Source organism: Pseudomonas sp. A214 (assembly GCF_900156295.1).
In the GTDB taxonomy this organism is placed as follows: domain Bacteria; phylum Pseudomonadota; class Gammaproteobacteria; order Pseudomonadales; family Pseudomonadaceae; genus Aquipseudomonas; species Aquipseudomonas rhizophila.
In genome coordinates, this window is sequence record NZ_LT707062.1 from 5,554,617 (window position 1) to 5,576,232 (window position 21,616).

Sequence of the window (21,616 nt, forward strand, 5' to 3'; positions counted from 1 at the left end):
ATCGATGGTGAAGTGTTTCCGTCCAACATCAATGCAAGCTGACCCAGCGCTATCGCGAGCAGGCTCGCTCCCACAGGGGATTTGGGGTGTATGCGAGGTCTGTGAACGACTCGGTAAAACTGTGGGAGCGAGCCTGCTCGCGAAGACCACAGCCCATTCAACATCAATGCAAACTGATCCACCGCTTTCGCGAGCAGGCTCGCTCCCACAGGGGATTTGGGGTGTATGCGAGGTCCGTGAACGACTCGGTAAAACTGTGGGAGCGAGCCTGCTCGCGATGACGGCGGCACATTCAACATCGATGCAGACGGCCCTAACGCGCTGGGCTGGTGTCAGCTATTGTCAGCGCTTGGAAACCCCCTACAACCTCGTGGGAAACCGCCCGATCTGCGTCCTTCAAATTTGCGAGGCCGGGCTACGTCGCCTTGCGCCTCTGCCTACAACTGCGCCAGAATCCGCCGGCTTGTCCACCTTGGATCCAATTAGTACTTTTGATCCTGTCACTGCCCATCAGTGATCGGGTTTAGTAGCCCGGCATTCCAAGACGAACATTGCTCTATTCAGCCGGGTATTTCTTACCTACGCTCAATGGTAGCTGTGCGCAGGGCGCCCTCGGGCGCGCCGGTTTCTTGGATCCCCGGTCTACTAACCTGCGTACAGCTGCCGCCTATCTCGTTTAGTAGCGGATTGGTAGTGGCTCCAACTTAAGGATCCAAGACTATGACCAAACCAACTCCGAATCCCCCTGAAAAAGACCATACATCCCGCACCCAATCGGCCAAAGCCAAAAAACTCGACGAAGCCGCCACCCGCGCTCTGGACTACTACCTCAAGCCGCCAGCTGACAAAGAAACATCCGACACACTCGACACCCTTTACGTCATCGCCCCCAACATCGACGCCGAATGCCTACTCGCCAACCTCAGCGAAACCCTGGCCTCGGCCAACGCCATGGTCAGTGATCTGGCATTCGACCTGGAGGGCTCGCGACGGCATATCGCGCTGGGGGTCCAGCAGATGATCGAACTGGGGCAGTTGCTGGCGAATCGGGCGTTGGATGTGGTTGAGCCGAGGTAGGCATTCACGATGCAAGCCGAGACCTAAGAGAAGCCCGAGTAATCACTGTGGGAGCGAGCTTGCTCGCGATAGCGGTCGTCCAGTTACAACTAAGTTGTATTGGCAGCCGTCATCGCGAGCAGGCTCGCTCCCACAATTGGATCGGAGTACGACCGGGAGAACCATGCCGGCTGTCAGGCCGCCTCGCGAGCAAGCTTTGCTCCCACAGATATGATGGGTGTACGACCGGAAGAACCAGGCCGGCTGTCAGGCCGCCTCGCCAGCAAGCTTTGCTCCCACAGATATGATGGATGTACGACCGGAAGAACCAGGCCGGCTGTCAGGCCGCCTCGCGGTGGACGTTGATCTCGGCGCCCCGTTAACCACGATGGCCGAACGCAGGTATTGCGTAGTGGGTATCCCGGCATGGATGCCGGGATAGCCGCGCTGGACCATGGATGGTCCTTCGCGGCGGGCCCACGGAGCAATGCCGGAGTGAGGGCACACCGAGCCTAGGCGAGGTGCCAAGTGGTGGGGCAAAAGCGTTTTGCTTACTTTTGCGCTTCTCAAAAGTGAGCCGCCGTAAGGGCGGAACCATAAGCAGCCGTTACCGCAGCAACGGATATACACCCAATCCCCGATACACCCAACCCCAAAAACCACTCACATATGGGTCGCACCAGACCGCCCATGTTAACCTTGCGCCCATCGCGGAAAAGCCGGGCCAATGCCCCTCCTTTTGCCCCACACCTTTCAACGAGCCTCCCTGACACCCATGAATACAGCCGTAAACGACCTCTCCAGCCACACGCCAATGATGCAGCAATACTGGCGCCTGAAGAATCAGCACCCCGATCAGCTGATGTTCTACCGCATGGGCGACTTCTACGAGATCTTCTACGAGGACGCGAAGAAAGCCGCCAAGCTATTGGACATCACCCTGACGGCGCGTGGGCAATCGGCGGGCATGGCGATTCCGATGTGTGGGATTCCTTACCACGCGGCGGAAGGTTACCTGGCGAAGCTGGTCAAGCTGGGCGAGTCGGTGGTGATCTGCGAGCAGGTCGGCGACCCGGCTACCAGCAAAGGGCCGGTGGAACGCCAAGTGGTGCGGATCATCACGCCGGGCACGGTCAGTGATGAAGCCTTGCTGGATGAACGCCGGGACAACCTGATCGCCGCCGTGCTGGGCGATGAGCGCCTGTTCGGCCTGGCGGTGCTGGACATCACCAGCGGCAATTTCTCGGTGCTAGAGATCAAGGGCTGGGAAAACCTGCTGGCGGAGCTGGAGCGGGTCAATCCGGTGGAGTTGCTGATCCCGGATGACTGGCCCAAAGACCTGCCGGCGGAAAAACGCCGTGGCGTTCGGCGCCGGGCGCCGTGGGACTTTGAGCGCGACTCGGCGCTGAAAAGTCTCTGCCAGCAGTTCTCCACTCAGGACCTTAAAGGCTTCGGTTGCGAAAACCTGACCCTGGCCATTGGCGCGGCCGGCTGCCTGCTGGCCTACGCCAAGGAAACCCAGCGCACCGCCCTGCCCCACTTGCGCAGCCTGCGTCATGAGCGCCTGGATGACACCGTGGTGCTGGACGGCGCGAGCCGACGCAACCTGGAGCTGGACACCAACCTGGCCGGCGGGCGCGACAACACCCTGCAATCGGTGGTCGATCGCTGCCAGACCGCCATGGGCAGCCGTCTGCTGACCCGTTGGCTGAACCGTCCGCTGCGAGACCTGACGGTGCTGCTGGCGCGTCAGAGCTCCATTACCTGCCTGCTGGATCGTTATCGCTTCGAGCAGTTGCAACCGCAGCTCAAGGAAATCGGGGACATCGAGCGGATCCTGGCGCGTATCGGCCTGCGCAACGCCCGCCCCCGTGACCTGGCGCGCCTGCGCGATGCCCTCGGCGCCCTGCCCGAGCTTCAGGTGGCGATGACCGACCTGGAAGCGCCGCACCTGCAACAACTGGCGCGCACCACCAGCACTTACCCGGAGCTGGCTGCGCTGCTGGAAAAGGCCATTATCGACAACCCGCCAGCGGTGATCCGTGACGGCGGTGTGCTGAAAACCGGCTACGACGCCGAACTCGACGAACTGCAATCGCTGAGCGAGAACGCCGGGCAGTTCCTGATCGACCTCGAAGCCCGGGAAAAAGCCCGTACCGGCCTTGCCAATCTCAAGGTCGGTTACAACCGTATCCACGGTTACTTCATCGAATTGCCGAGCAAACAGGCCGAACAGGCGCCGGCTGACTACATTCGTCGCCAGACGCTAAAAGGCGCCGAGCGTTTCATCACCCCGGAACTCAAGGCGTTCGAAGACAAGGCGTTGTCGGCCAAGAGCCGTGCCCTGGCCCGGGAAAAGATGCTCTATGAGGCGCTGCTCGAAGACTTGATCAGCCAACTGCCACCGCTGCAGGACACCGCCGGCGCCCTGGCGGAGCTTGACGTGCTGAGCAACCTGGCTGAACGCGCGCTGAACCTGGACCTCAACTGCCCGCGGTTTGTCAGCGAGCCGTGCATGCGCATCACCCAGGGTCGTCACCCGGTGGTCGAACAGGTATTGACCACGCCGTTCGTGGCCAACGACCTGAGCCTGGATGACAACACCCGCATGCTGGTGATCACCGGTCCGAACATGGGCGGTAAATCCACCTACATGCGTCAGACCGCCTTGATCGTGCTGCTGGCCCACATTGGCAGTTTCGTGCCGGCAGCCAGTTGCGAATTGTCCCTGGTGGACCGGATCTTTACCCGCATCGGTTCCAGCGATGACCTGGCCGGCGGGCGTTCGACCTTCATGGTGGAAATGAGCGAAACCGCGAACATCCTGCACAACGCCACCGAACGCAGCCTGGTGCTGATGGACGAGGTCGGACGCGGCACCAGCACCTTCGACGGCCTGTCCCTGGCTTGGGCAGCGGCCGAACGGCTGGCGCACCTGCGGGCGTACACCCTGTTTGCCACCCACTATTTCGAACTCACCGTACTGCCGGAAAGCCAGCCGCTGGTGGCTAACGTGCATCTCAATGCCACCGAGCACAACGAGCGCATCGTGTTCCTGCACCATGTGCTGCCCGGCCCGGCCAGCCAGAGCTACGGCCTGGCGGTGGCGCAACTGGCCGGCGTCCCCAGCGAAGTGATCAGCCGTGCGCGCGAGCATCTGAGCCGTCTGGAAACCACCAGCCTGCCCCACGAAACACCGCGCCCGAGCAAAGGCAAACCGGCGGCTCCGCAGCAGAGCGACCTGTTCGCCAGCCTGCCGCATCCGGTGCTTGATGAACTGGCCAAAGTGGATCTGGACGACCTGACGCCACGGCGGGCACTTGAATTGCTTTATTCATTGAAGACACGGATCTAACGCACTGGCGTTCAAGCTGGTAGAATCTCGCGCGGTTTGGGATGCTGCGGACTATTAGCCTGGTCCGCAGACTATCGCTCCCGAACCTGGCGAGCCCACCGTGAAGGGGTTCCGCTGCCGCCGCCTGAGGAGAGAATTAGAAATGACCTTCGTCGTCACCGACAACTGCATCAAGTGCAAGTACACCGACTGCGTAGAAGTCTGTCCGGTGGACTGCTTTTACGAAGGGCCGAACTTCCTGGTCATTCACCCGGACGAGTGCATCGATTGCGCCCTGTGTGAACCGGAATGCCCGGCGAATGCCATCTTCTCGGAAGACGAAGTGCCGGCCGGCATGGAGAACTTCATCGAGCTGAACGCTGAACTGGCGGACATCTGGCCAAACATCACCGAAAAGAAAGACGAGTTGCCAGACGCCAAAGAGTGGGATGGCAAACCAGACAAGCTCAAAGACCTCGAACGCTGATATCACCCTGCGCTCGTTGAAAAAGGCCCCTTGCGGGCCTTTTTGTTTTCTCGGATTCAATAAATCGCAGGCAAAAAAAGGGGCGGTTTGACCCGCCCACATTTTTTCCCTAATCCCTTTGATCCTTTTCATCGTCCTGATGAATCGCATCCTGCGATGTCCTTCCTTCCCCATCGTCCGTGACAGGTGTGTCTGTCCGTCGACACAGGACTGATATTAGTATTTTCCCCAGCGAGTGCAATTGGCCAAACGCCGTCGCCGTGCCTCGTCACAGGACTGAAATACATAAAAATATAGCTATATATCAAAAACATACGAAAAATACGACGGCCTTTATAGTCGTCTATCCCTTCGACGGGAAACCAAACGCTTACGCAACACTAGGCAAAAGCTTACACGCCAAGCCGGCAAACAGAGTAAGCGCTGCAACAGCCGCCAAAAAAACGAAAAAGCCCCGAACCAGTCGGGGCTTTTCTTATTACGCGTGCGTTCCCGTTATTGGAACAACGACTCGCTCGACAGGCCGTTCTTCTCCAGGATCTCCCGAAGACGTTTGAGGCCTTCGACCTGAATCTGCCTGACCCGCTCACGGGTCAGCCCAATTTCCAGGCCCACATCTTCAAGGGTGCTGCTTTCATGACCGCGCAAGCCGAAGCGGCGAATCACCACTTCCCGTTGCTTGTCCGTGAGCTCCGAGAGCCACTGGTCGATGCTCTGGGACAAGTCATCGTCCTGGAGCAGTTCGCACGGGTCGGTAGGTCGGTCATCGGTGAGCGTGTCCAGCAGGGTCTTATCCGAGTCCGGCCCCAGCGAGACATCAACCGAAGAAACCCGCTCGTTGAGCCCAAGCATGCGCTTGACCTCGCCCACCGGTTTCTCCAGCAGGTTGGCGATCTCTTCGGGTGAGGGTTCGTGGTCGAGCTTTTGGGTGAGTTCACGGGCAGCCCGCAGGTAGACGTTCAGCTCCTTGACCACATGGATCGGCAACCGGATGGTCCGGGTCTGATTCATGATCGCCCGCTCGATGGTCTGGCGAATCCACCAGGTCGCGTAGGTCGAGAAACGGAAGCCTCGCTCGGGGTCGAATTTCTCGACAGCGCGAATCAGCCCCAGGTTACCCTCTTCGATCAGGTCCAGCAGCGATAGGCCACGATTGACGTAGCGTCGGGCGATCTTCACCACCAGGCGCAGGTTGCTTTCAATCATGCGTTTTCGCCCGGCCGGGTCGCCACTTTGCGACAGACGCGCAAAATGAACTTCTTCCTCGGGGGAGAGCAGCGGCGAGAAGCCGATTTCGTTGAGGTACAGCTGAGTGGCGTCCAGCGCCCGTGTGTAGTCGATGTACTTATGTTGTTTAAGCGAAGCGGAGTGTCTGGATTTGGCACGAACGGAAGGTGGAGTCGCCCCTTCATCATTCGACATCGAATCCATAGCGATGCCGGTCTCCATAAGGAGAACCTCATCGTCGATGTCAAACTCCGGCACTTCTTTACTGAGAGCCATTGTTATAGTCCTTTGGTGAGTTCGACCTCAAGCTCAAGCGACGCCTTTATCCTTGGCAACGCTGGAGCCTGTTCCCTCTACGTGACGGAACAGGCTGACAATCAAATCAACGACGTGGCAGGAATTGCAGCGGATCGACTGGCTTACCTTGTCGGCGAATCTCAAAATGCAGTTTCACCCGGTCCGTTCCCGTTGATCCCATTTCGGCAATTTTTTGCCCGACCTTGACCTGCTGCCCCTCCCGAACCAACAGCCTGCGGTTGTGACCGTAGGCACTGACGTAGGTATCGCTGTGTTTGATGATCACGAGTTCGCCGTAGCCCCTTAAACCACTCCCGGCGTACACAACCGTGCCATCAGACGCGGCTAAAACAGGCTGTCCCAAATCCCCGGCGATATCAATTCCTTTATTCAAACTACCGTTTGAAGAGAATTTTCCAATAAGAACGCCATTAGAAGGCCATCCCCAGCCGCTCGGGCTGGGGCCTGGCGCGGGGGTAGGAGCAGGTGTCGGTTTGCTCGCGACGGACGGTACTGTTGCCGTTGCGGCACCGACCGGACGTTGAATCACCGTGGTTCTACTCGACGACGAAGCCGTCGAACCGGACTGAGTCACCACCGCGGTAGGCGTTGAACCACTGCGCCCATCAAAGCGAATTCTCTGACCCGGATGAATCGTATAAGGCGCAGGAATGTTGTTTCGCGCTGCGAGGGCTTTGTAGTCCCAGCCATAGCGAAAAGCGATGGAAAACAGCGTATCACCGCGACGGACTACATACTGACCGGTCGTTACTGTAGGACGTTGAGGCGTTGCGTTGGTGCGATCGACAACCCGGACGTTACCCGACGGGGTACTGGAGCAACCGACCAGCAAGGTACTCAAGACAAGGCCAGTCACCAGGCGCTGAAAGCTCGTGATACCCATACGCTGCGCAATGACTGTGAGACTCACCCGCCGCTCCCTTTGTGGTGGTTGAAAAATTGGAAACTGCCTGTGCAGGCAACGGTATTACAAATACAGCTGGCCGCAACCCCACCTCTATTAATGAAGCGCGAGGCGCTGCCGCACACGTTTGCTGGACGCCGTTGCAATCCGTTTAACCAATCAACGGTTAATTGATCAGCGCCGGTGTAAGACACAACCCACGCCACGGAATTCAGCGTCTGTTTATAAATGCTCAGGCCAATGGCCCGTTAAGCAACGGAACAAACCGAACCGCCCCCAGCACGTGACGTGAAAAACCCTGTTCTTCGCGCACGATCAGCATCAACTGCTGGACTTCACCAGCCCCCACCGGAATGACCAGCCGGCCGCCGGGGGCCAGTTGATCCAGCAAGGCCTGGGGCACATCAGTGGCAACGGCGGTCACGATGATGCCGTTATAAGGTGCCAGGGCCGGCCAGCCTTCCCAGCCATCACCCCAGCGAAACACCACATTGCGCAGGTTCAGTTCCACCAGGCGTTCCTTGGCGCGATCCTGCAGCACCTTGATCCGCTCCACGGAAAATACCCGCTCCACCAGCTGCGACAACACCGCCGTCTGGTAACCCGAACCGGTGCCAATCTCCAGCACCTTGTCCAGCGGCCCCGCCTCCAGCAGCAACTCGCTCATGCGGGCCACCATATAAGGCTGGGAAATGGTCTGGTTGTGGCCGATCGGCAATGCGGTGTCTTCGTAGGCGCGATGGGCCAAGGCTTCATCGACGAACAAATGCCGTGGGGTGCGGCGAATCACTTCCAGCACCTGGGCGTTGGAAAGGCCTTCTTCATAGAGCCGTTGAATCAGGCGCTCCCGGGTACGCTGGGAGGTCATGCCGATTCCGCGGCGCAGTATATCGTCTTGCTCGCGAGCCATCAGCGCAGCCCCTCCAGCCAGCCATCGAGCGTTCGAAAAGCATCGTTGAAGGTCCGATCCAGCTGCAACGGCGTTATCGAGACATAGCCTTGCATCACTGCATGAAAATCGGTGCCCGGCCCGCCATCCTCGGCATCACCGGCGGCGGCGATCCAGTAACCGGCCTTGCCCCGGGGATCGACCACCTGCATGGGCTTGGCCGCGCGGGCACGATGACCCAGGCGAGTGAGCTGGATGCCTCGGATGTGATCCAGTGGCAGGTTCGGAATATTCACGTTCAGCACCGTGCGCGGTGGCAGGTCCAGCTCGCCATGGGCCTCGACCAACTTGCGAGCGAAGTAGGCGGCAGTAGGCAGATTATCGACTTGCCGCGAAACAAACGAAAAGGCAAACGACGGATGCCCGAGGAAACGGCCCTCAAGGGCGGCGGCCACGGTGCCGGAATAAAGCACGTCATCCCCCAGGTTGGCCCCCAGGTTGATGCCCGAAACCACCATGTCCGGCTCGCGCTCCAGCAAGCCGTTGAGGCCCAGGTGCACGCAGTCGGTGGGGGTGCCGTTGAGGCTGATGAAACCATTATCCAGATAGCACGGGTGCAATGGTCGGTCGAGCGTCAGCGAACTGCTGGCGCCGCTTTTGTCCTGGTCCGGGGCGATGACCACGCATTCGGCAAAATCCGCCAGCGCAGCATAAAGCGCGGCAAGGCCGGGTGCTGTCACCCCGTCGTCGTTAGAAATCAGAATACGCATGGGCTGTCCGTCTGCCCCACCGGCACCAGATCGACGAGTTCGCGCACCAAGACAGTGGCGAAACATCCGGCCGGCAGGACGAATTCCAGTTGCAGAATGTCAGGCGAGGGATAATGCCACGACAGGCCGCCAATGGGCAGTCGCAGGATGCGACGTTCGTGACTCATTCCCGCGTTTATCAACCAGTCGCGCAGATCGGCCTCCGCCTCGGCGATGGCCTGCTCCAGATCATGGACCGCGCCGGCGGCAGGCGAAGGTCCCTCGCCCCACTGCGGCCCGGTGGGGTGCAGGTCGAGAATCGCTAGGCGTGGGTCACTGCACTCGGCCTCGCCGGCGGGGAAAAAACTGCGGCTGTCGGTGAAGGCCAGCAAGTCGCCCACCTGCGCGTGCTGCCAGGTGCCATCGGCCACCCGAGCCGCCAACACCCGGTTGAAGAGAAAACTGCGGGCGGTGGACAACAGCCGCGAACGCACATTGCGCTGTTCCGGCAAAGCCTTGCGCGCCGCCCAGGCGCGGGCATCGACGAGGTTACCGCCGTCATGCCCGAAGCGCTGGGCGCCGAAATAATTGGGAATGCCCAGACGGGCGATCTGTTGCAGACGCGCATCGATCGCCGCTGGATCGCCCTTGAACTGGGTCAGGCGCAAAGTAAAGCCATTGGCCGAGTGCGCGCCGCGTTGCAGCTTGCGTTTATGACGACCGGTCTTGAGGATCTTCAGCGTTTCGTTTTCGGCCGCCGACAGGTCCGGGTCGGCCTTGCCCGGCAACTGGACGCTGAACCACTGGCGGGTCAGCGCCTGGCGGTCCTTGAGACCGGCATAACTGACGGTGCGCAACGATACGCCAGCGGCCTTGGCAATTCGCCGAGCCGCTTCTTCAGTGTTCAAACCGCGTTTTTCAACCCAGATCCATAAGTGCTCGCCTTCGCCCGTGAGCGGGATGTCGAGCACTTCGTCGACCTGAAAATCTTCAGCAGTGGCCTTGAGTACTGCGCTGCCCAGCGACTCGCCGTAGGCACGGGGGCCTAATAGTTCCAGTTCGGTCATGGGCGCAGCAACAAGGCAACGCTATGAACAGCAATGCCTTCTTCGCGACCGACGAAACCAAGTTTCTCGGTGGTGGTGGCTTTCACGTTGACCTGGTCCAGCTCAACTTGCAGGTCCTCGGCAATCAACCGACGCATCGTTTCGATGTGTGGCGCCATTTTTGGCGCCTGGGCGACGATGGTGTTATCGACATTGCCGACTTTCCAGCCCTTGGCGTGGATCAGCGAGACCACATGGCGCAGCAGCACCCGGCTGTCGGCGCCCTTGAACTGCGGGTCGGTGTCGGGGAAATGTTTACCAATATCCCCCAGCGCGGCCGCGCCAAGCAAGGCGTCGCTCAAGGCGTGCAGCAGGACGTCACCGTCAGAATGCGCGAGCAGCCCGAAGCTGTGTGCAATACGCACGCCGCCCAGAGTAATGAAGTCGCCTTCAGCGAAACGGTGAACATCGTAGCCGTGGCCAATACGCATAAAAAAACGCCCCGATTTTTGTCAGGGCGTGATTCTACCTGCATTCAGCGTGGGGAGCGCCCTCAATTAGCTCCCTCGCCAAGGGGAAACAGACTAAGAGCCCCCTAAAGCGTGGGCATGATGTTGCAAGTGATCCTCAATGAAGCTGGCGATGAAGAAGTAGCTGTGGTCGTAGCCCGGTTGCAGGCGCAGCTCCAACGGATGACCGGCGGCCCTGGCCGCTTGCTGCAAGGCTTCGGGCTTGAGCTGGTTGGCCAGGAAATCATCGCGATCGCCCTGATCCACCAGCAACGGCAGCTTTTCGTCAGCTTCGGCGATCAATGCACAGGCATCCCACTCACGCCACTTCGAGCGGTCTTCCCCCAGATAACGAGAAAACGCCTTCTGACCCCACGGGCAATCCATCGGATTGTTGATCGGCGAAAATGCCGACACCGAGCGGTAACGCCCCGGGTTACGCAAAGCGCAGACCAACGCGCCGTGGCCACCCATGGAGTGACCACTGATGCCGCGCTTATCCGAGGCCGGGAAATGCGCCTCGACCAAGGCCGGCAGTTCCTGCACCACGTAGTCATGCATCCGATAGTGCCGCGCCCACGGTTCCTGCGTGGCGTTCAGATAAAACCCAGCACCCAGGCCAAAGTCCCAGGCACCGTCCGGATCACCCGGCACGTCGGCGCCGCGCGGGCTGGTGTCCGGCGCGACAATAATCAGGCCCAGTTCGGCGGCCATGCGCTGGGCGCCGGCCTTTTGCATGAAGTTCTCGTCGGTGCAGGTCAATCCGGACAACCAATACACCACAGGCAACTTGCCGCCCTGCTCGGCCTGGGGCGGCAGGTACACGGCAAACACCATGTCACAACCAAGCACTTCGGAACGATGCCGGTAACGCTTGTGCCAGCCGCCGAAGCTTTTCTGGCAGGAAATGTTTTCAAGGCTCATGACCGACCTCAGAAATGAATAACGGTACGGATGCTCTTGCCTTCATGCATCAGGTCAAACGCCTTGTTGATATCCTCCAGGCCCATGGTGTGGGTGATGAAGGTATCCAGCGGAATCTCGCCCTTCTCGGCCATTTCCACGTAGCTTGGCAATTCGCTGCGCCCGCGCACGCCGCCAAACGCCGAACCGCGCCAGACGCGCCCGGTCACCAACTGGAACGGACGGGTGGCGATTTCCTGGCCGGCCCCGGCCACACCGATGATCACCGACTCGCCCCAGCCCTTGTGGCAGCATTCCAATGCGGCGCGCATCAACTGCACATTGCCGATGCACTCGAAGGAAAAGTCCACGCCGCCGTCAGTCATGTCGACGATGACTTCCTGGATCGGACGGTCGAAATCCTTCGGGTTGACGCAATCGGTGGCACCCAGTTGCTTGGCGATTTCGAACTTGGCCGGGTTGATGTCGATGGCAATGATGCGCGATGCCTTGGCTTTCACCGCACCAATCACCGCCGACAGGCCAATGCCGCCCAGGCCGAAGATCGCCACGGTGTCACCTGGCTTGACCTTGGCGGTGTTGAGGACCGCGCCGATACCGGTGGTGACGCCGCAACCCAGCAGGCAGACTTTTTCCAGCGGCGCTTCTTTGGGGATTTTCGCCACGGAAATTTCTGGCAATACGGTGTATTCGGAGAACGTCGAGGTCCCCATGTAGTGGAAAATCGTCTCACCCTTGTAGGAAAAGCGCGAGGTGCCATCTGGCATCAAGCCTTTGCCTTGGGTGGCGCGAATCGCCTGACACAGGTTGGTCTTGCCCGACTTACAGAACTTGCACTGCCCGCATTCCGGCGTGTACAGCGGAATGACGTGATCGCCCACCGCCACCGACGTCACGCCTTCGCCGATAGCTTCGACGATGGCGCCGCCTTCATGGCCGAGGATCGACGGGAAGATCCCTTCCGGATCAGCGCCCGACAAGGTGTAGGCATCGGTGTGGCAGACACCCGAGGCCACCACGCGCAGCAACACTTCGCCCGCCTTGGGCATGGCGACGTCGACTTCAACGATTTCCAGGGGTTTCTTGGCCTCGAAGGCAACGGCCGCGCGTGACTTGATCATGGGGAGTCTCCAGCAAATAAAAACAAGACAGGGAGTGTAATCCCTCACCGGACGATGAATAATCCAACCAAAAGCAAAACATTATTGCTGCACAGGGATAATCATTCATGTCCGATAACCGCTGGGAGGGCATTGACGAATTCGTCGCCGTGGCCGAATGCAGCCAATTCACCGCCGCCGCCGAACGCCTAGGGGTTTCGTCTTCCCACATCAGTCGACAAATCGTACGGCTTGAAGAGCGTCTGCAGACACGACTGCTGTATCGCAGTACCCGCCGGGTCACTCTGACCGAGGCCGGCCAGACGTTCTTGCAGCATTGCCAGCGCCTACAGGACGGACGCGAAGAAGCACTGCGGGCGGTGGGCGACCTCACCAGCGAACCCAAAGGCATGTTGCGCATGACCTGTGCCGTGGCCTACGGCGAGCGGTTCATTGTGCCGCTGGTGACACGGTTCATGACGCTTTATCCGCAATTGCGGGTGGACATCGAACTGAGCAACCGCCCCCTCGATTTGGTTCACGAAGGCCTGGACCTGGCGATTCGCCTGGGCCGCTTGCAGGACTCACGCCTGGTTGCCACGCGCCTGGCGCCACGGCGCATGTACCTGTGCGCATCGGCGTCCTACCTGGAGCGCTACGGTCGCCCCCATAGCTTGTCGGAATTGAGCCGCCACAACTGCCTGATCGGTAGCTCCGACCTCTGGCAACTGGAGCAGAACGGGCGGGAATTTTCCCAACGAGTGCAGGGAAACTGGCGTTGTAACAGCGGGCAGGCGGTGCTGGATGCGGCTTTGCAAGGGGTGGGATTGTGTCAGTTGCCGGATTATTACGTGTTGGAGCATTTGCACAGCGGGGCGTTGATATCGCTGTTAGAGGCTCACCAGCCGCCGAATACAGCGGTGTGGGCGTTGTATCCGCAGCAACGGCATTTGTCGCCGAAGGTGCGCAAGTTGGTGGATTACTTGAAGGAGGGGTTGGCGCAGCGGCCGGAGTATCGGGGGTAACACTGGTCTTTATGTTATCTGAGCGATTGCTATCGCGAGCAGGCTCGCTCCCACACTGGATCTTCAGCGGCTACAAATTTTTGTGTACAGCCAAAGCCCCTTGTGGGAGCGAGCCTGCTCGCGATGGCGATTCCACTTAATGGCGATTCGCCCAACGCTGGCGCAACCACTCCAGATCTTCAGGGCGTGTGACCTTGAGGTTATCGGCCCGCCCTTCGATCAGGCGTGGCGCCTGCCCTGCCCATTCCATGGCGGACGCTTCATCGGTAATCACGGCATCGGCCACCAGGCTGTCAGCCAGGGCCCGGTGCAAGGCACCGAGATGAAACATTTGCGGTGTGTAGGCTTGCCAGATGACGCTGCGGTCAACGGTTTCCACTACACGGCCGTGCTTATCGACTCGCTTGAGGGTGTCACGCGCCGGCACGGCCAGGAGACCGCCGACCGGATCATTCGCCAGTTCCCTGAGCAATGTGTCCAGATCGTCCCGGGCCAGGTTGGGCCGGGCGGCGTCGTGCACCAAGACCCAGTCGTGATCATCGGCACCCTGTCCGTGAAGATGCAGCAAGGCATTGAGCACCGAATCCGAACGTTGTTCGCCACCGTCCACGCGCTGGATGCGTGTATCGCTGGCACAGGCCAGGGTCGGCCAATAAGGGTCATCGTGTGCAACACTGACCACCACGCCTTTTACGGTCGGATGATCGAGGAAACAGCCAAGGCTGTGTTCGAGAATTGTGCGTCCGCCCAGTTGCAGGTATTGCTTGGGACGGTCCGCAGCCATACGGGCTCCAACGCCCGCGGCAGGAATCACGGCCCAGAAGGCCGGCAAACGGATGCTCATTGGGCCAACTGGTAGAGGGTTTCGCCCTCTTTAACCATGCCCAGTTCATGGCGAGCCCGCTCTTCAACGGTCTCCATGCCTTTTTTCAGTTCACTGACTTCGGCGTCCATCACCCGGTTACGCTCCAGCAACGCCTCGTTTTCGGCATGCTGTTCAGCAATCTGCTGAGTCAGGTCCGCCACTTGCGCCAGACTGCCATTACCCACCCAAAGGCGGTACTGCAGGCCAGCCAGCAACAGGAGCAAGACAAGAAACAACCAATTGGGACTGCGCATCGAATCTCAGGTATCCAGTGAAAAAGACAGCCATGCCACACTTTGAAGCGTCTGATAGCACGAAGCCTGGAAAAACCAGGCTTGTGCTTGATAAGGCATCAGATTAGAGGCAAAACCGCCGCTATTGCGACTTTTTTGACATCATCCGGTGTCTTTTTACCATCTACCGCTTAACCGCGAAACTCGGCACGACCGTTGTACTTGGCCTTGCCGTTCAACTGCTCTTCAATACGCAGCAGTTGGTTGTACTTGGAGACGCGATCGGAACGGCACAGCGAACCGGTCTTGATCTGGCCCGCCGCAGTGCCCACGGCCAGGTCGGCAATGGTCGAATCTTCGGTTTCGCCGGAGCGGTGGGAGATCACGGCAGTGTAGCCGGCGGCCTTGGCCATCTGGATGGCTTCCAGGGTTTCGGTCAGGGTACCGATCTGGTTGAACTTGATCAGGATCGAGTTGGCGATCTTCTTGTCGATGCCTTCTTTCAGGATCTTGGTGTTGGTGACGAACAGGTCGTCGCCCACCAGCTGGGTTTTTTCGCCAATCTTGTCGGTGAGGATTTTCCAGCCGGCCCAGTCGGACTCGTCCAGGCCATCTTCGATGGAGATGATCGGGTAGCGCTCGGTCAGGCCCTTGAGGTAGTCGGCAAAACCTTCGGCGGTGAACACCTGGCCTTCACCGGACAGGTTGTACTTGCCGTCTTCGAAGAACTCACTGGCCGCGCAGTCCAGGGCCAGGGTCACGTCGGTGCCCAATTTGTAACCGGCGTTGGCCACGGCTTCGGAGATCACTTTCAGCGCGTCTTCGTTGGACGCCAGGTTCGGTGCGAAACCGCCTTCGTCGCCAACGGCAGTGCTCAGGCCACGGGCCTTCAGCACAGCCTTGAGGTGATGGAAAATCTCGGTGCCCATGCGCAGGCCTTCGGAGAAGGACTTGGCGCCCACTGGCTGGACCATGAATTCCTGGATGTCGACGTTGTTATCGGCGTGCTCGCCACCGTTGATGATGTTCATCATCGGCACCGGCATCGAGTAGACACCCGGGGTACCGTTGAGGTTGGCGATGTGTGCGTACAGCGGCAGGTCCTGGTCCTGGGCGGCAGCCTTGGCAGCGGCCAGGGACACGGCGAGGATCGCGTTGGCGCCCAGGGTGGCTTTGTTTTCGGTACCGTCGAGCTTGATCATCGCGTGATCGAGGGCTTTCTGGTCGGCAGGATCCTTGCCCAGCAACAGGTCACGGATCGGACCGTTGATGTTGGCGACGGCTTTGAGCACGCCCTTGCCCAGGTAACGGCTCTTGTCGCCATCACGCAGCTCCAGCGCTTCGCGCGAGCCAGTGGAAGCACCGGACGGCGCGCAGGCGCTGCCGATGATACCGTTGTCGAGAAGCACGTCCGCTTCAACAGTGGGGTTGCCACGGGAGTCGAGAACTTCACGACCTTTGATGTCGACGATTTTTGCCATTGTTGTAAACACTCCAAAGTTGACGAAACGCTGTAACAGTAAGGCTTGCCGACGACGGTCCCGAAGGACGTCATCGCTGGCAAGCCATGCTCCCACAAAAGCAGTGCGGCCAGCGGGCCAGAGCGATAATCGAGCGGTACTTTACCGGAGAAAACCGCGTTACGCGGTTTCTATCGTCGGAAAACTCTTGACCAGTTCGTCCAACGCCTTGAGCTGAGACAAGAAGGGTTCCAGCTTGTTCAAGCGCAAGGCACAAGGGCCGTCACACTTGGCATTGTCCGGGTCCGGGTGGGCCTCGAGGAACAGACCTGCCAGGGACTGGCTCATGCCGGCCTTGGCCAGGTCGGTGACCTGGGCGCGACGCCCCCCAGCGGAATCGGAACGACCACCGGGCATTTGCAGCGCGTGGGTCACGTCGAAGAACACCGGGTATTCGAACTGCTTCATGATGCCGAAACCAAGCATGTCCACCACCAGGTTGTTGTAGCCGAAGCTCGAACCACGCTCGCAGAGGATCAACTGGTCATTGCCGGCCTCTTCGCATTTGCTCAGGATGTGTTTCATCTCCTGGGGCGCGAGGAACTGGGCTTTCTTGATGTTGATCACCGCACCGGTCTTGGCCATCGCGACCACCAGGTCGGTCTGGCGCGACAGGAAGGCCGGCAGCTGGATGATGTCGCAGACCTCAGCGACCACTGCGGCCTGGGCAGGCTCGTGGACGTCGGTGATGATCGGCACGCCGAAGGCTTGCTTGATGTCCTGGAAGATGCGCATGCCCTCTTCCAGGCCCGGGCCACGGTAAGAGGTCACGGACGAGCGATTGGCCTTGTCGAAACTGGCCTTGAAGACATAAGGGATGCCCAGCTTCTGGGTGACCTTCACGTACTCCTCGCAGACCTGCATCGCCATGTCGCGGCTTTCCAGTACGTTCATGCCGCCGAACAGCACCATGGGCTTGTCGTTGGCAATCTCGATGTCGCCGACGCGAATGATCTTCTGGGCCATCGTTTTATGCCTTCTTCTGGTGTTGAGCCAAAGCGGCTTTCACGAAACCACTGAACAGCGGGTGGCCGTCCCGAGGCGTCGAGGTGAACTCGGGGTGGAACTGGCAAGCAACGAACCATGGATGATCCGGGGCCTCGACCACCTCCACCAGCGCGCCGTCACCGGAACGACCGGAGATTTTCAGGCCGGCCTCGATCAGTTGCGGCAGCAGGTTGTTGTTCACTTCGTAGCGATGGCGGTGACGCTCGACGATCACGTCCTTGGCGTAGCAATCGTGCACCTTGGAGCCGGCTTCAAGCAGGCATTCCTGGGCACCGAGACGCATGGTGCCGCCCAGGTCGGAGGCTTCGGTGCGTACTTCCACGGCGCCGGTGGCATCTTCCCACTCGGTGATCAGGCCCACGACGGGGTGACCGCTGGCGCGATCGAATTCGGTGGAGTTGGCGTCCTTCCAGCCCATCACGTTACGGGCGAACTCAATGACCGCCACTTGCATGCCCAGGCAGATGCCCAGGTAAGGCACCTTGTTTTCGCGAGCGTATTGAACAGCGGTGATCTTGCCTTCCACGCCCCGCAGGCCAAAGCCGCCCGGCACGAGGATCGCATCGGCGCCTTCGAGCAGACCGGTGCCCTGGTTCTCGATGTCTTCAGAGTCGATATAGCGCAGGTTGACCTTGGTACGGTTGCTGATACCGGCGTGACTCATCGCCTCGATCAGCGACTTGTAGGCATCCAGCAGCTCCATGTACTTGCCGACCATGGCGATGGTGACTTCGTGTTCCGGGTTGAGCTTGGCATCGACCACCGCTTCCCATTCGGACAGGTCGGCGCTGGCGCACTGCAAGCCGAAACGCTCGACGACGAAATCGTCCAGGCCCTGGGAGTGCAGGATGCCCGGGATCTTGTAGATGGTGTCAGCGTCTTCCAGGCCGATCACCGCACGCTCTTCAACGTTGGTGAACTGGGCGATCTTGCGCCGCGAAGAAATATCGATCGGATGATCGGAGCGGCAGATCAGCACATCCGGCTGCAGGCCGATGGAACGCAGTTCCTTGACCGAGTGCTGGGTGGGCTTGGTCTTGGTTTCGCCAGCGGTGGCGATGTACGGAACCAGGGTCAGGTGCATCAGCATCGCGCGCTTGGCGCCGATTTCGAAACGCAACTGGCGGATGGCTTCGAGGAACGGCTGGGACTCGATGTCACCCACAGTGCCGCCGATTTCGACCATCGCCACGTCGGCGTCGCCGGCACCCTTGATGATGCGGCGCTTGATTTCGTCGGTGATGTGCGGGATGACCTGGATGGTCGCCCCCAGGTAATCACCACGGCGTTCTTTGCGCAGCACGTGTTCGTAGACACGGCCGGTGGTGAAGTTGTTGTTCTGGGTCATGGTCGTGCGGATGAACCGCTCGTAATGGCCCAGGTCCAGGTCGGTCTCGGCGCCGTCGTGGGTGACGAACACTTCACCGTGCTGGAACGGGCTCATGGTGCCCGGGTCGACGTTGATGTACGGGTCCAGCTTGAGCATGGTGACCTTAAGTCCCCGCGCCTCCAGGATGGCCGCCAATGAAGCCGAGGCAATGCCTTTCCCCAATGAAGAAACAACACCGCCCGTGACGAATATGTAGCGCGTCATGAAAAACCCTAGAAGTCTGCGTTAAAGCGGTCCGAGCCGCCGGGGAAAGCGAAGGAAGGCCGAAGCCCCCGATCACCTGCATTAATCACAGTGCACCTTTCAAAAAAACCGCCGCGTTGGGACAGACCGGAAGTGAAATCACCGGTACGTTGCTCGCTACACATTTTTTGGAATCGCCCAGCAAAGACTGCTTGGTAATCGGCAACTCCTGCAATTCAGGCGAATCCACAGAAGTTGTATCAAGAAGGGAGCGTAGTCTACCGGAAAGCCCCTTTCAGCTCAAACCCAGATCTTGGTTTCATGGCTGCCAGATCAGTTGCCAGTTGCCATCAATGCCGCTGTCGAGTCCTGGCAGGTTCGCCACCGCCAGCAATTGCTCGTCCCGATACAGCAGTGGCAATCGACCGCGCGCAAACGCCGGCACGCCTCTTTCGTTGAGCAAACGCTTGAGGTCCCGGTGACCACGGCCGGGCAACATCATGGCTTCACCTCCCTGACGATAGCGGACGCAGAGCGGTCCGTCGGGCATTTTACCGTCGAGGGTCACCGTGCCGTTGTCTGGCAGGGTCAATGCTTGAGCAGTCAGCGTCCATTCTACGGGGCCTGCGGCCGGTCGCAGCCAGCGGTCGGATAACCACCAGACGCGTCCGCCGGTGCGGTGCAGTTCGCCACCGGCCAGCCGCCAGATCGGCCGGGCATCGTCCGCTGCATCGCGCAACGAGTCCCAGCCAGACCAATGATCACTGTCGGGCAGCGTTGTCATTGAAACCAGCCAATGACTCAACGCATTACGCTGACGGGCCGGCGACAAGGCTCGCAACGGGGCCAACTCAAGCGACCGCAACCCAAGCCAGTCGAACGCGCAGGGCGTGATGGCTCGATCCAGATCGATTCGCGCCAGGTCATCCAGCAAGCCTTGCGCCTCACTCAGGTGCGCAGCGCTGCGGGCGAAGGTCGTCGAGGCTTGGGGCCACTGCTCGGTCAATACCGGGAAAATTCGCTGGCGCAGGAAATTGCGCGCGTACCGGTGATCGTCGTTGGAAGGGTCTTCGATCCAGTTCAAGCCCTGTTGCGTCGCGTAGGCTTGAAGCTCTGCCCGAGACACATCGAGCAAGGGTCGCAGCAAGTACCCCTGGCCCAGAGGACGCTGCCGAGGCATCGCCGACAAGCCCCTCACCCCTGCCCCACGCAACAAACGAAACAACAGGGTTTCAGCCTGATCGTCGCGATGTTGACCGGTGAGTAGCACTTCATTGCTGTGGAGCAGCGCCACGAAGGCAGCATAGCGCGCCTCCCGGGCGGCACGCTCGACGCTGGCACCGGCCGGGACTTGCACGTTCACTACTTCCAGCGGCACCCCAAGGGCCTTGCAGACCGAGCGACAATGGTCCGGCCATGCATCGGCCACAGCCTGAAGGCCATGATGGACGTGGACAGCACGTAACGGTGGCAGGGCTTCATTTTTGGAGAGAGACGCGAGCAGGTGCAGCAGGACGGTGGAATCGAGGCCACCGGAGAAGGCGATGCGCCAGGTGACGGCGTTGCGCCAGGGGGATAGCTGTGTGAGGAGCCGGGTTGGCAGATCCGCGCTTGGGTTCATAGGAGTCAGCCTTGGCACAAACAACTGTGGGAGCGAGCCTGCTCGCGATGGCGGTATATCAGTCAACTCATTTGTTGAATGTTAAACCGTATCGCGAGCAGGCTCGCTCCCACATGGGCATTGCGGTCGGATCAGAGACCGTAGCTCATCAGCCGCTCATAGCGACGGGCCAGCAGCGCCTCGTTGTCGAACTTCTTGAGCATCGACAGTTGCGAACTCAGCTCGGCACGAATCAGCGCCGCAGCCGCGGCCGGATCACGATGAGCGCCGCCTACAGGCTCGCTGATCACTTTATCCACGATACCCAGGCCTTTGAGACGCTCAGCGGTGATGCCCATGGCTTCGGCGGCATCCGGCGCCTTCTCGGCGGTTTTCCACAGGATCGAGGCGCAGCCTTCCGGCGAGATCACCGCGTAGGTGGAGTATTGCAGCATGTTCAGCTGATCGCAGACACCAATGGCCAGCGCACCGCCGGAACCACCTTCGCCGATCACGGTGGCGATGATCGGGGTTTTCAGTCGCGCCATTACGCGCAGGTTCCAGGCGATCGCTTCGCTCTGGTTGCGCTCTTCGGCGTCGATGCCCGGATAAGCGCCCGGCGTGTCGATGAAGGTCAGGATCGGCATCTTGAAGCGCTCGGCCATTTCCATCAGGCGGCAGGCCTTGCGATAGCCTTCCGGACGCGGCATGCCGAAGTTGCGGCGCACCTTTTCGCGGACTTCGCGGCCTTTCTGATGGCCGATGACCATCACTGGCTGGTCGTCCAGACGGGCGACGCCACCCACGATCGCGGCGTCGTCGGAGAAATGCCGATCGCCGTGCAGCTCATCGAACTCAGTGAAGATGTGCTCGATATAGTCCAGGGTGTAGGGACGACGCGGATGACGCGCCAGGCGGGCGATCTGCCAGCTGGTCAGCTTGCCAAAGATGTCTTCGGTCAGCGTGCGGCTTTTGTCCTGCAGACGAGAGATTTCATCGCCGATATTCAGCGAATTGTCATTACCGACCAAGCGCAACTCTTCGATCTTGGCTTGCAGGTCGGCGATCGGCTGTTCGAAATCTAGAAAATTCGGGTTCATAGGCGTCCGTCTTGGGTCGACGTCCAAGAGAGCTTGGGCCGGCCGGTTGTCTATTCGCGCCCTACCTTAAGGGAGAGGCGCGTTCAGGTCGAGATTAAAAATTCGGGTCGAGATCAGGGCCGCTCCAAGGTTCAGGAGTGGCACCTGGC

General features: G+C 60.0%; 19 protein-coding genes. 4 read left to right on the forward strand and 15 right to left on the reverse strand.

The window, feature by feature from the left end:
- Positions 1 to 720 precede the first annotated feature (720 nt).
- The 3 genes from BW979_RS24865 (at position 721) to fdxA (ending at position 4,877) form a co-directional block, all read left to right on the forward strand.
- Positions 721 to 1,077 carry a DUF6124 family protein gene (locus tag BW979_RS24865; RefSeq protein ID WP_076386169.1) on the forward strand — a complete coding sequence of 119 codons (357 nt, stop codon included), beginning with the start codon at positions 721 to 723 and terminating at the stop codon, positions 1,075 to 1,077.
- Between the two features lie 754 nt (positions 1,078 to 1,831).
- Positions 1,832 to 4,411, forward strand: coding sequence for a DNA mismatch repair protein MutS (gene mutS, locus BW979_RS24875; RefSeq protein WP_076386171.1), 2,580 nt, complete (start codon positions 1,832 to 1,834; stop codon positions 4,409 to 4,411).
- Between the two features lie 142 nt (positions 4,412 to 4,553).
- Positions 4,554 to 4,877 carry a ferredoxin FdxA gene (gene fdxA / locus BW979_RS24880; RefSeq protein WP_076386173.1) on the forward strand — a complete coding sequence of 108 codons (324 nt, stop codon included), beginning with the start codon at positions 4,554 to 4,556 and terminating at the stop codon, positions 4,875 to 4,877.
- A 495-nt stretch (positions 4,878 to 5,372) separates the two neighbouring features.
- Here the strand turns inward: fdxA and rpoS are convergent, their stop codons facing one another.
- From rpoS to BW979_RS24920, 8 genes are all read right to left on the reverse strand, one after another.
- Positions 5,373 to 6,380 (reverse strand): RNA polymerase sigma factor RpoS, encoded by a 1,008-nt coding sequence (gene rpoS, locus BW979_RS24885; RefSeq protein ID WP_047227588.1) that lies wholly within the window; start codon positions 6,378 to 6,380, stop codon positions 5,373 to 5,375.
- 106 nt (positions 6,381 to 6,486) lie between these two features.
- Entirely contained in the window at positions 6,487 to 7,332 is an 846-nt protein-coding gene (locus BW979_RS24890) for a peptidoglycan DD-metalloendopeptidase family protein (protein ID WP_047227587.1), read from the reverse strand.
- Positions 7,333 to 7,558: 226 nt separating this feature from the next.
- Positions 7,559 to 8,194 (reverse strand): protein-L-isoaspartate(D-aspartate) O-methyltransferase, encoded by a 636-nt coding sequence (locus tag BW979_RS24895; protein WP_171061419.1) that lies wholly within the window; start codon positions 8,192 to 8,194, stop codon positions 7,559 to 7,561.
- 41 nt (positions 8,195 to 8,235) lie between these two features.
- Complete coding sequence (surE, locus tag BW979_RS24900; RefSeq protein WP_047227585.1) at positions 8,236 to 8,985, reverse strand: 5'/3'-nucleotidase SurE; 750 nt, start codon at positions 8,983 to 8,985, stop codon at positions 8,236 to 8,238.
- Positions 8,973 to 10,031, reverse strand: a complete 1,059-nt coding sequence (gene truD, locus BW979_RS24905) for a tRNA pseudouridine(13) synthase TruD (RefSeq protein ID WP_047227584.1) — start codon at positions 10,029 to 10,031, stop codon at positions 8,973 to 8,975. The genes surE and truD overlap by 13 nt, the downstream gene beginning before the upstream one ends.
- Positions 10,028 to 10,501: a 2-C-methyl-D-erythritol 2,4-cyclodiphosphate synthase gene (gene ispF / locus BW979_RS24910; RefSeq protein ID WP_076386175.1), complete on the reverse strand. Its 474-nt coding sequence runs from the start codon at positions 10,499 to 10,501 to the stop codon at positions 10,028 to 10,030. Before ispF ends, truD begins: the two co-directional genes overlap by 4 nt.
- Before the next feature lie 93 nt (positions 10,502 to 10,594).
- Positions 10,595 to 11,443 carry an S-formylglutathione hydrolase gene (gene fghA, locus BW979_RS24915; protein ID WP_076386177.1) on the reverse strand — a complete coding sequence of 283 codons (849 nt, stop codon included), beginning with the start codon at positions 11,441 to 11,443 and terminating at the stop codon, positions 10,595 to 10,597.
- Positions 11,444 to 11,451: 8 nt separating this feature from the next.
- Positions 11,452 to 12,564 carry an S-(hydroxymethyl)glutathione dehydrogenase/class III alcohol dehydrogenase gene (locus BW979_RS24920; RefSeq protein WP_025212132.1) on the reverse strand — a complete coding sequence of 371 codons (1,113 nt, stop codon included), beginning with the start codon at positions 12,562 to 12,564 and terminating at the stop codon, positions 11,452 to 11,454.
- A 107-nt stretch (positions 12,565 to 12,671) separates the two neighbouring features.
- Here BW979_RS24920 and BW979_RS24925 point away from each other — a divergent pair, with 107 nt between their 5' ends.
- Positions 12,672 to 13,568 (forward strand): LysR substrate-binding domain-containing protein, encoded by an 897-nt coding sequence (locus tag BW979_RS24925; protein ID WP_047227581.1) that lies wholly within the window; start codon positions 12,672 to 12,674, stop codon positions 13,566 to 13,568.
- A gap of 136 nt (positions 13,569 to 13,704) precedes the next feature.
- On the opposite strand, the gene ispD is transcribed toward BW979_RS24925, so the two are convergent.
- From ispD to BW979_RS24960, 7 genes are all read right to left on the reverse strand, one after another.
- Positions 13,705 to 14,412, reverse strand: coding sequence for a 2-C-methyl-D-erythritol 4-phosphate cytidylyltransferase (ispD, locus tag BW979_RS24930; protein ID WP_076386179.1), 708 nt, complete (start codon positions 14,410 to 14,412; stop codon positions 13,705 to 13,707).
- Positions 14,409 to 14,687, reverse strand: a complete 279-nt coding sequence (gene ftsB / locus BW979_RS24935; protein ID WP_047227579.1) for a cell division protein FtsB — start codon at positions 14,685 to 14,687, stop codon at positions 14,409 to 14,411. The genes ispD and ftsB overlap by 4 nt, the downstream gene beginning before the upstream one ends.
- Positions 14,688 to 14,857: 170 nt before the next feature.
- Positions 14,858 to 16,147 carry a phosphopyruvate hydratase gene (eno, locus tag BW979_RS24940; RefSeq protein ID WP_047227578.1) on the reverse strand — a complete coding sequence of 430 codons (1,290 nt, stop codon included), beginning with the start codon at positions 16,145 to 16,147 and terminating at the stop codon, positions 14,858 to 14,860.
- Positions 16,148 to 16,306: 159 nt separating this feature from the next.
- Positions 16,307 to 17,152 carry a 3-deoxy-8-phosphooctulonate synthase gene (kdsA, locus tag BW979_RS24945; RefSeq protein ID WP_047227577.1) on the reverse strand — a complete coding sequence of 282 codons (846 nt, stop codon included), beginning with the start codon at positions 17,150 to 17,152 and terminating at the stop codon, positions 16,307 to 16,309.
- A gap of 4 nt (positions 17,153 to 17,156) precedes the next feature.
- A complete protein-coding gene (locus BW979_RS24950) occupies positions 17,157 to 18,788 on the reverse strand; it encodes a CTP synthase (RefSeq protein WP_047227576.1) in 1,632 nt (543 codons plus the stop codon).
- A 298-nt stretch (positions 18,789 to 19,086) separates the two neighbouring features.
- Entirely contained in the window at positions 19,087 to 20,388 is a 1,302-nt protein-coding gene (tilS, locus tag BW979_RS24955; RefSeq protein ID WP_076386181.1) for a tRNA lysidine(34) synthetase TilS, read from the reverse strand.
- A 131-nt stretch (positions 20,389 to 20,519) separates the two neighbouring features.
- A complete protein-coding gene (locus BW979_RS24960; protein WP_047227574.1) occupies positions 20,520 to 21,467 on the reverse strand; it encodes an acetyl-CoA carboxylase carboxyltransferase subunit alpha in 948 nt (315 codons plus the stop codon).
- Positions 21,468 to 21,616 lie beyond the last annotated feature (149 nt).

Excerpts from the sequence above, each read along its gene's own strand:
- BW979_RS24865 (WP_076386169.1), top strand. The coding sequence starts at position 721 with ATGACCAAACCAACTCCGAATCCCCCTGAAAAAGACCATACATCCCGC.
- mutS (WP_076386171.1), top strand. The coding sequence starts at position 1,832 with ATGAATACAGCCGTAAACGACCTCTCCAGCCACACGCCAATGATGCAG.
- fdxA (WP_076386173.1), top strand. The coding sequence starts at position 4,554 with ATGACCTTCGTCGTCACCGACAACTGCATCAAGTGCAAGTACACCGAC.
- rpoS (WP_047227588.1), bottom strand. The coding sequence starts at position 6,380 with ATGGCTCTCAGTAAAGAAGTGCCGGAGTTTGACATCGACGATGAGGTT.
- BW979_RS24895 (WP_171061419.1), bottom strand. The coding sequence starts at position 8,194 with ATGACCTCCCAGCGTACCCGGGAGCGCCTGATTCAACGGCTCTATGAA.
- surE (WP_047227585.1), bottom strand. The coding sequence starts at position 8,985 with ATGCGTATTCTGATTTCTAACGACGACGGGGTGACAGCACCCGGCCTT.
- truD (WP_047227584.1), bottom strand. The coding sequence starts at position 10,031 with ATGACCGAACTGGAACTATTAGGCCCCCGTGCCTACGGCGAGTCGCTG.
- ispF (WP_076386175.1), bottom strand. The coding sequence starts at position 10,501 with ATGCGTATTGGCCACGGCTACGATGTTCACCGTTTCGCTGAAGGCGAC.
- fghA (WP_076386177.1), bottom strand. The coding sequence starts at position 11,443 with ATGAGCCTTGAAAACATTTCCTGCCAGAAAAGCTTCGGCGGCTGGCAC.
- BW979_RS24920 (WP_025212132.1), bottom strand. The coding sequence starts at position 12,564 with ATGATCAAGTCACGCGCGGCCGTTGCCTTCGAGGCCAAGAAACCCCTG.
- BW979_RS24925 (WP_047227581.1), top strand. The coding sequence starts at position 12,672 with ATGTCCGATAACCGCTGGGAGGGCATTGACGAATTCGTCGCCGTGGCC.
- ispD (WP_076386179.1), bottom strand. The coding sequence starts at position 14,412 with ATGAGCATCCGTTTGCCGGCCTTCTGGGCCGTGATTCCTGCCGCGGGC.
- ftsB (WP_047227579.1), bottom strand. The coding sequence starts at position 14,687 with ATGCGCAGTCCCAATTGGTTGTTTCTTGTCTTGCTCCTGTTGCTGGCT.
- eno (WP_047227578.1), bottom strand. The coding sequence starts at position 16,147 with ATGGCAAAAATCGTCGACATCAAAGGTCGTGAAGTTCTCGACTCCCGT.
- kdsA (WP_047227577.1), bottom strand. The coding sequence starts at position 17,152 with ATGGCCCAGAAGATCATTCGCGTCGGCGACATCGAGATTGCCAACGAC.
- BW979_RS24950 (WP_047227576.1), bottom strand. The coding sequence starts at position 18,788 with ATGACGCGCTACATATTCGTCACGGGCGGTGTTGTTTCTTCATTGGGG.
- tilS (WP_076386181.1), bottom strand. The coding sequence starts at position 20,388 with ATGAACCCAAGCGCGGATCTGCCAACCCGGCTCCTCACACAGCTATCC.
- BW979_RS24960 (WP_047227574.1), bottom strand. The coding sequence starts at position 21,467 with ATGAACCCGAATTTTCTAGATTTCGAACAGCCGATCGCCGACCTGCAA.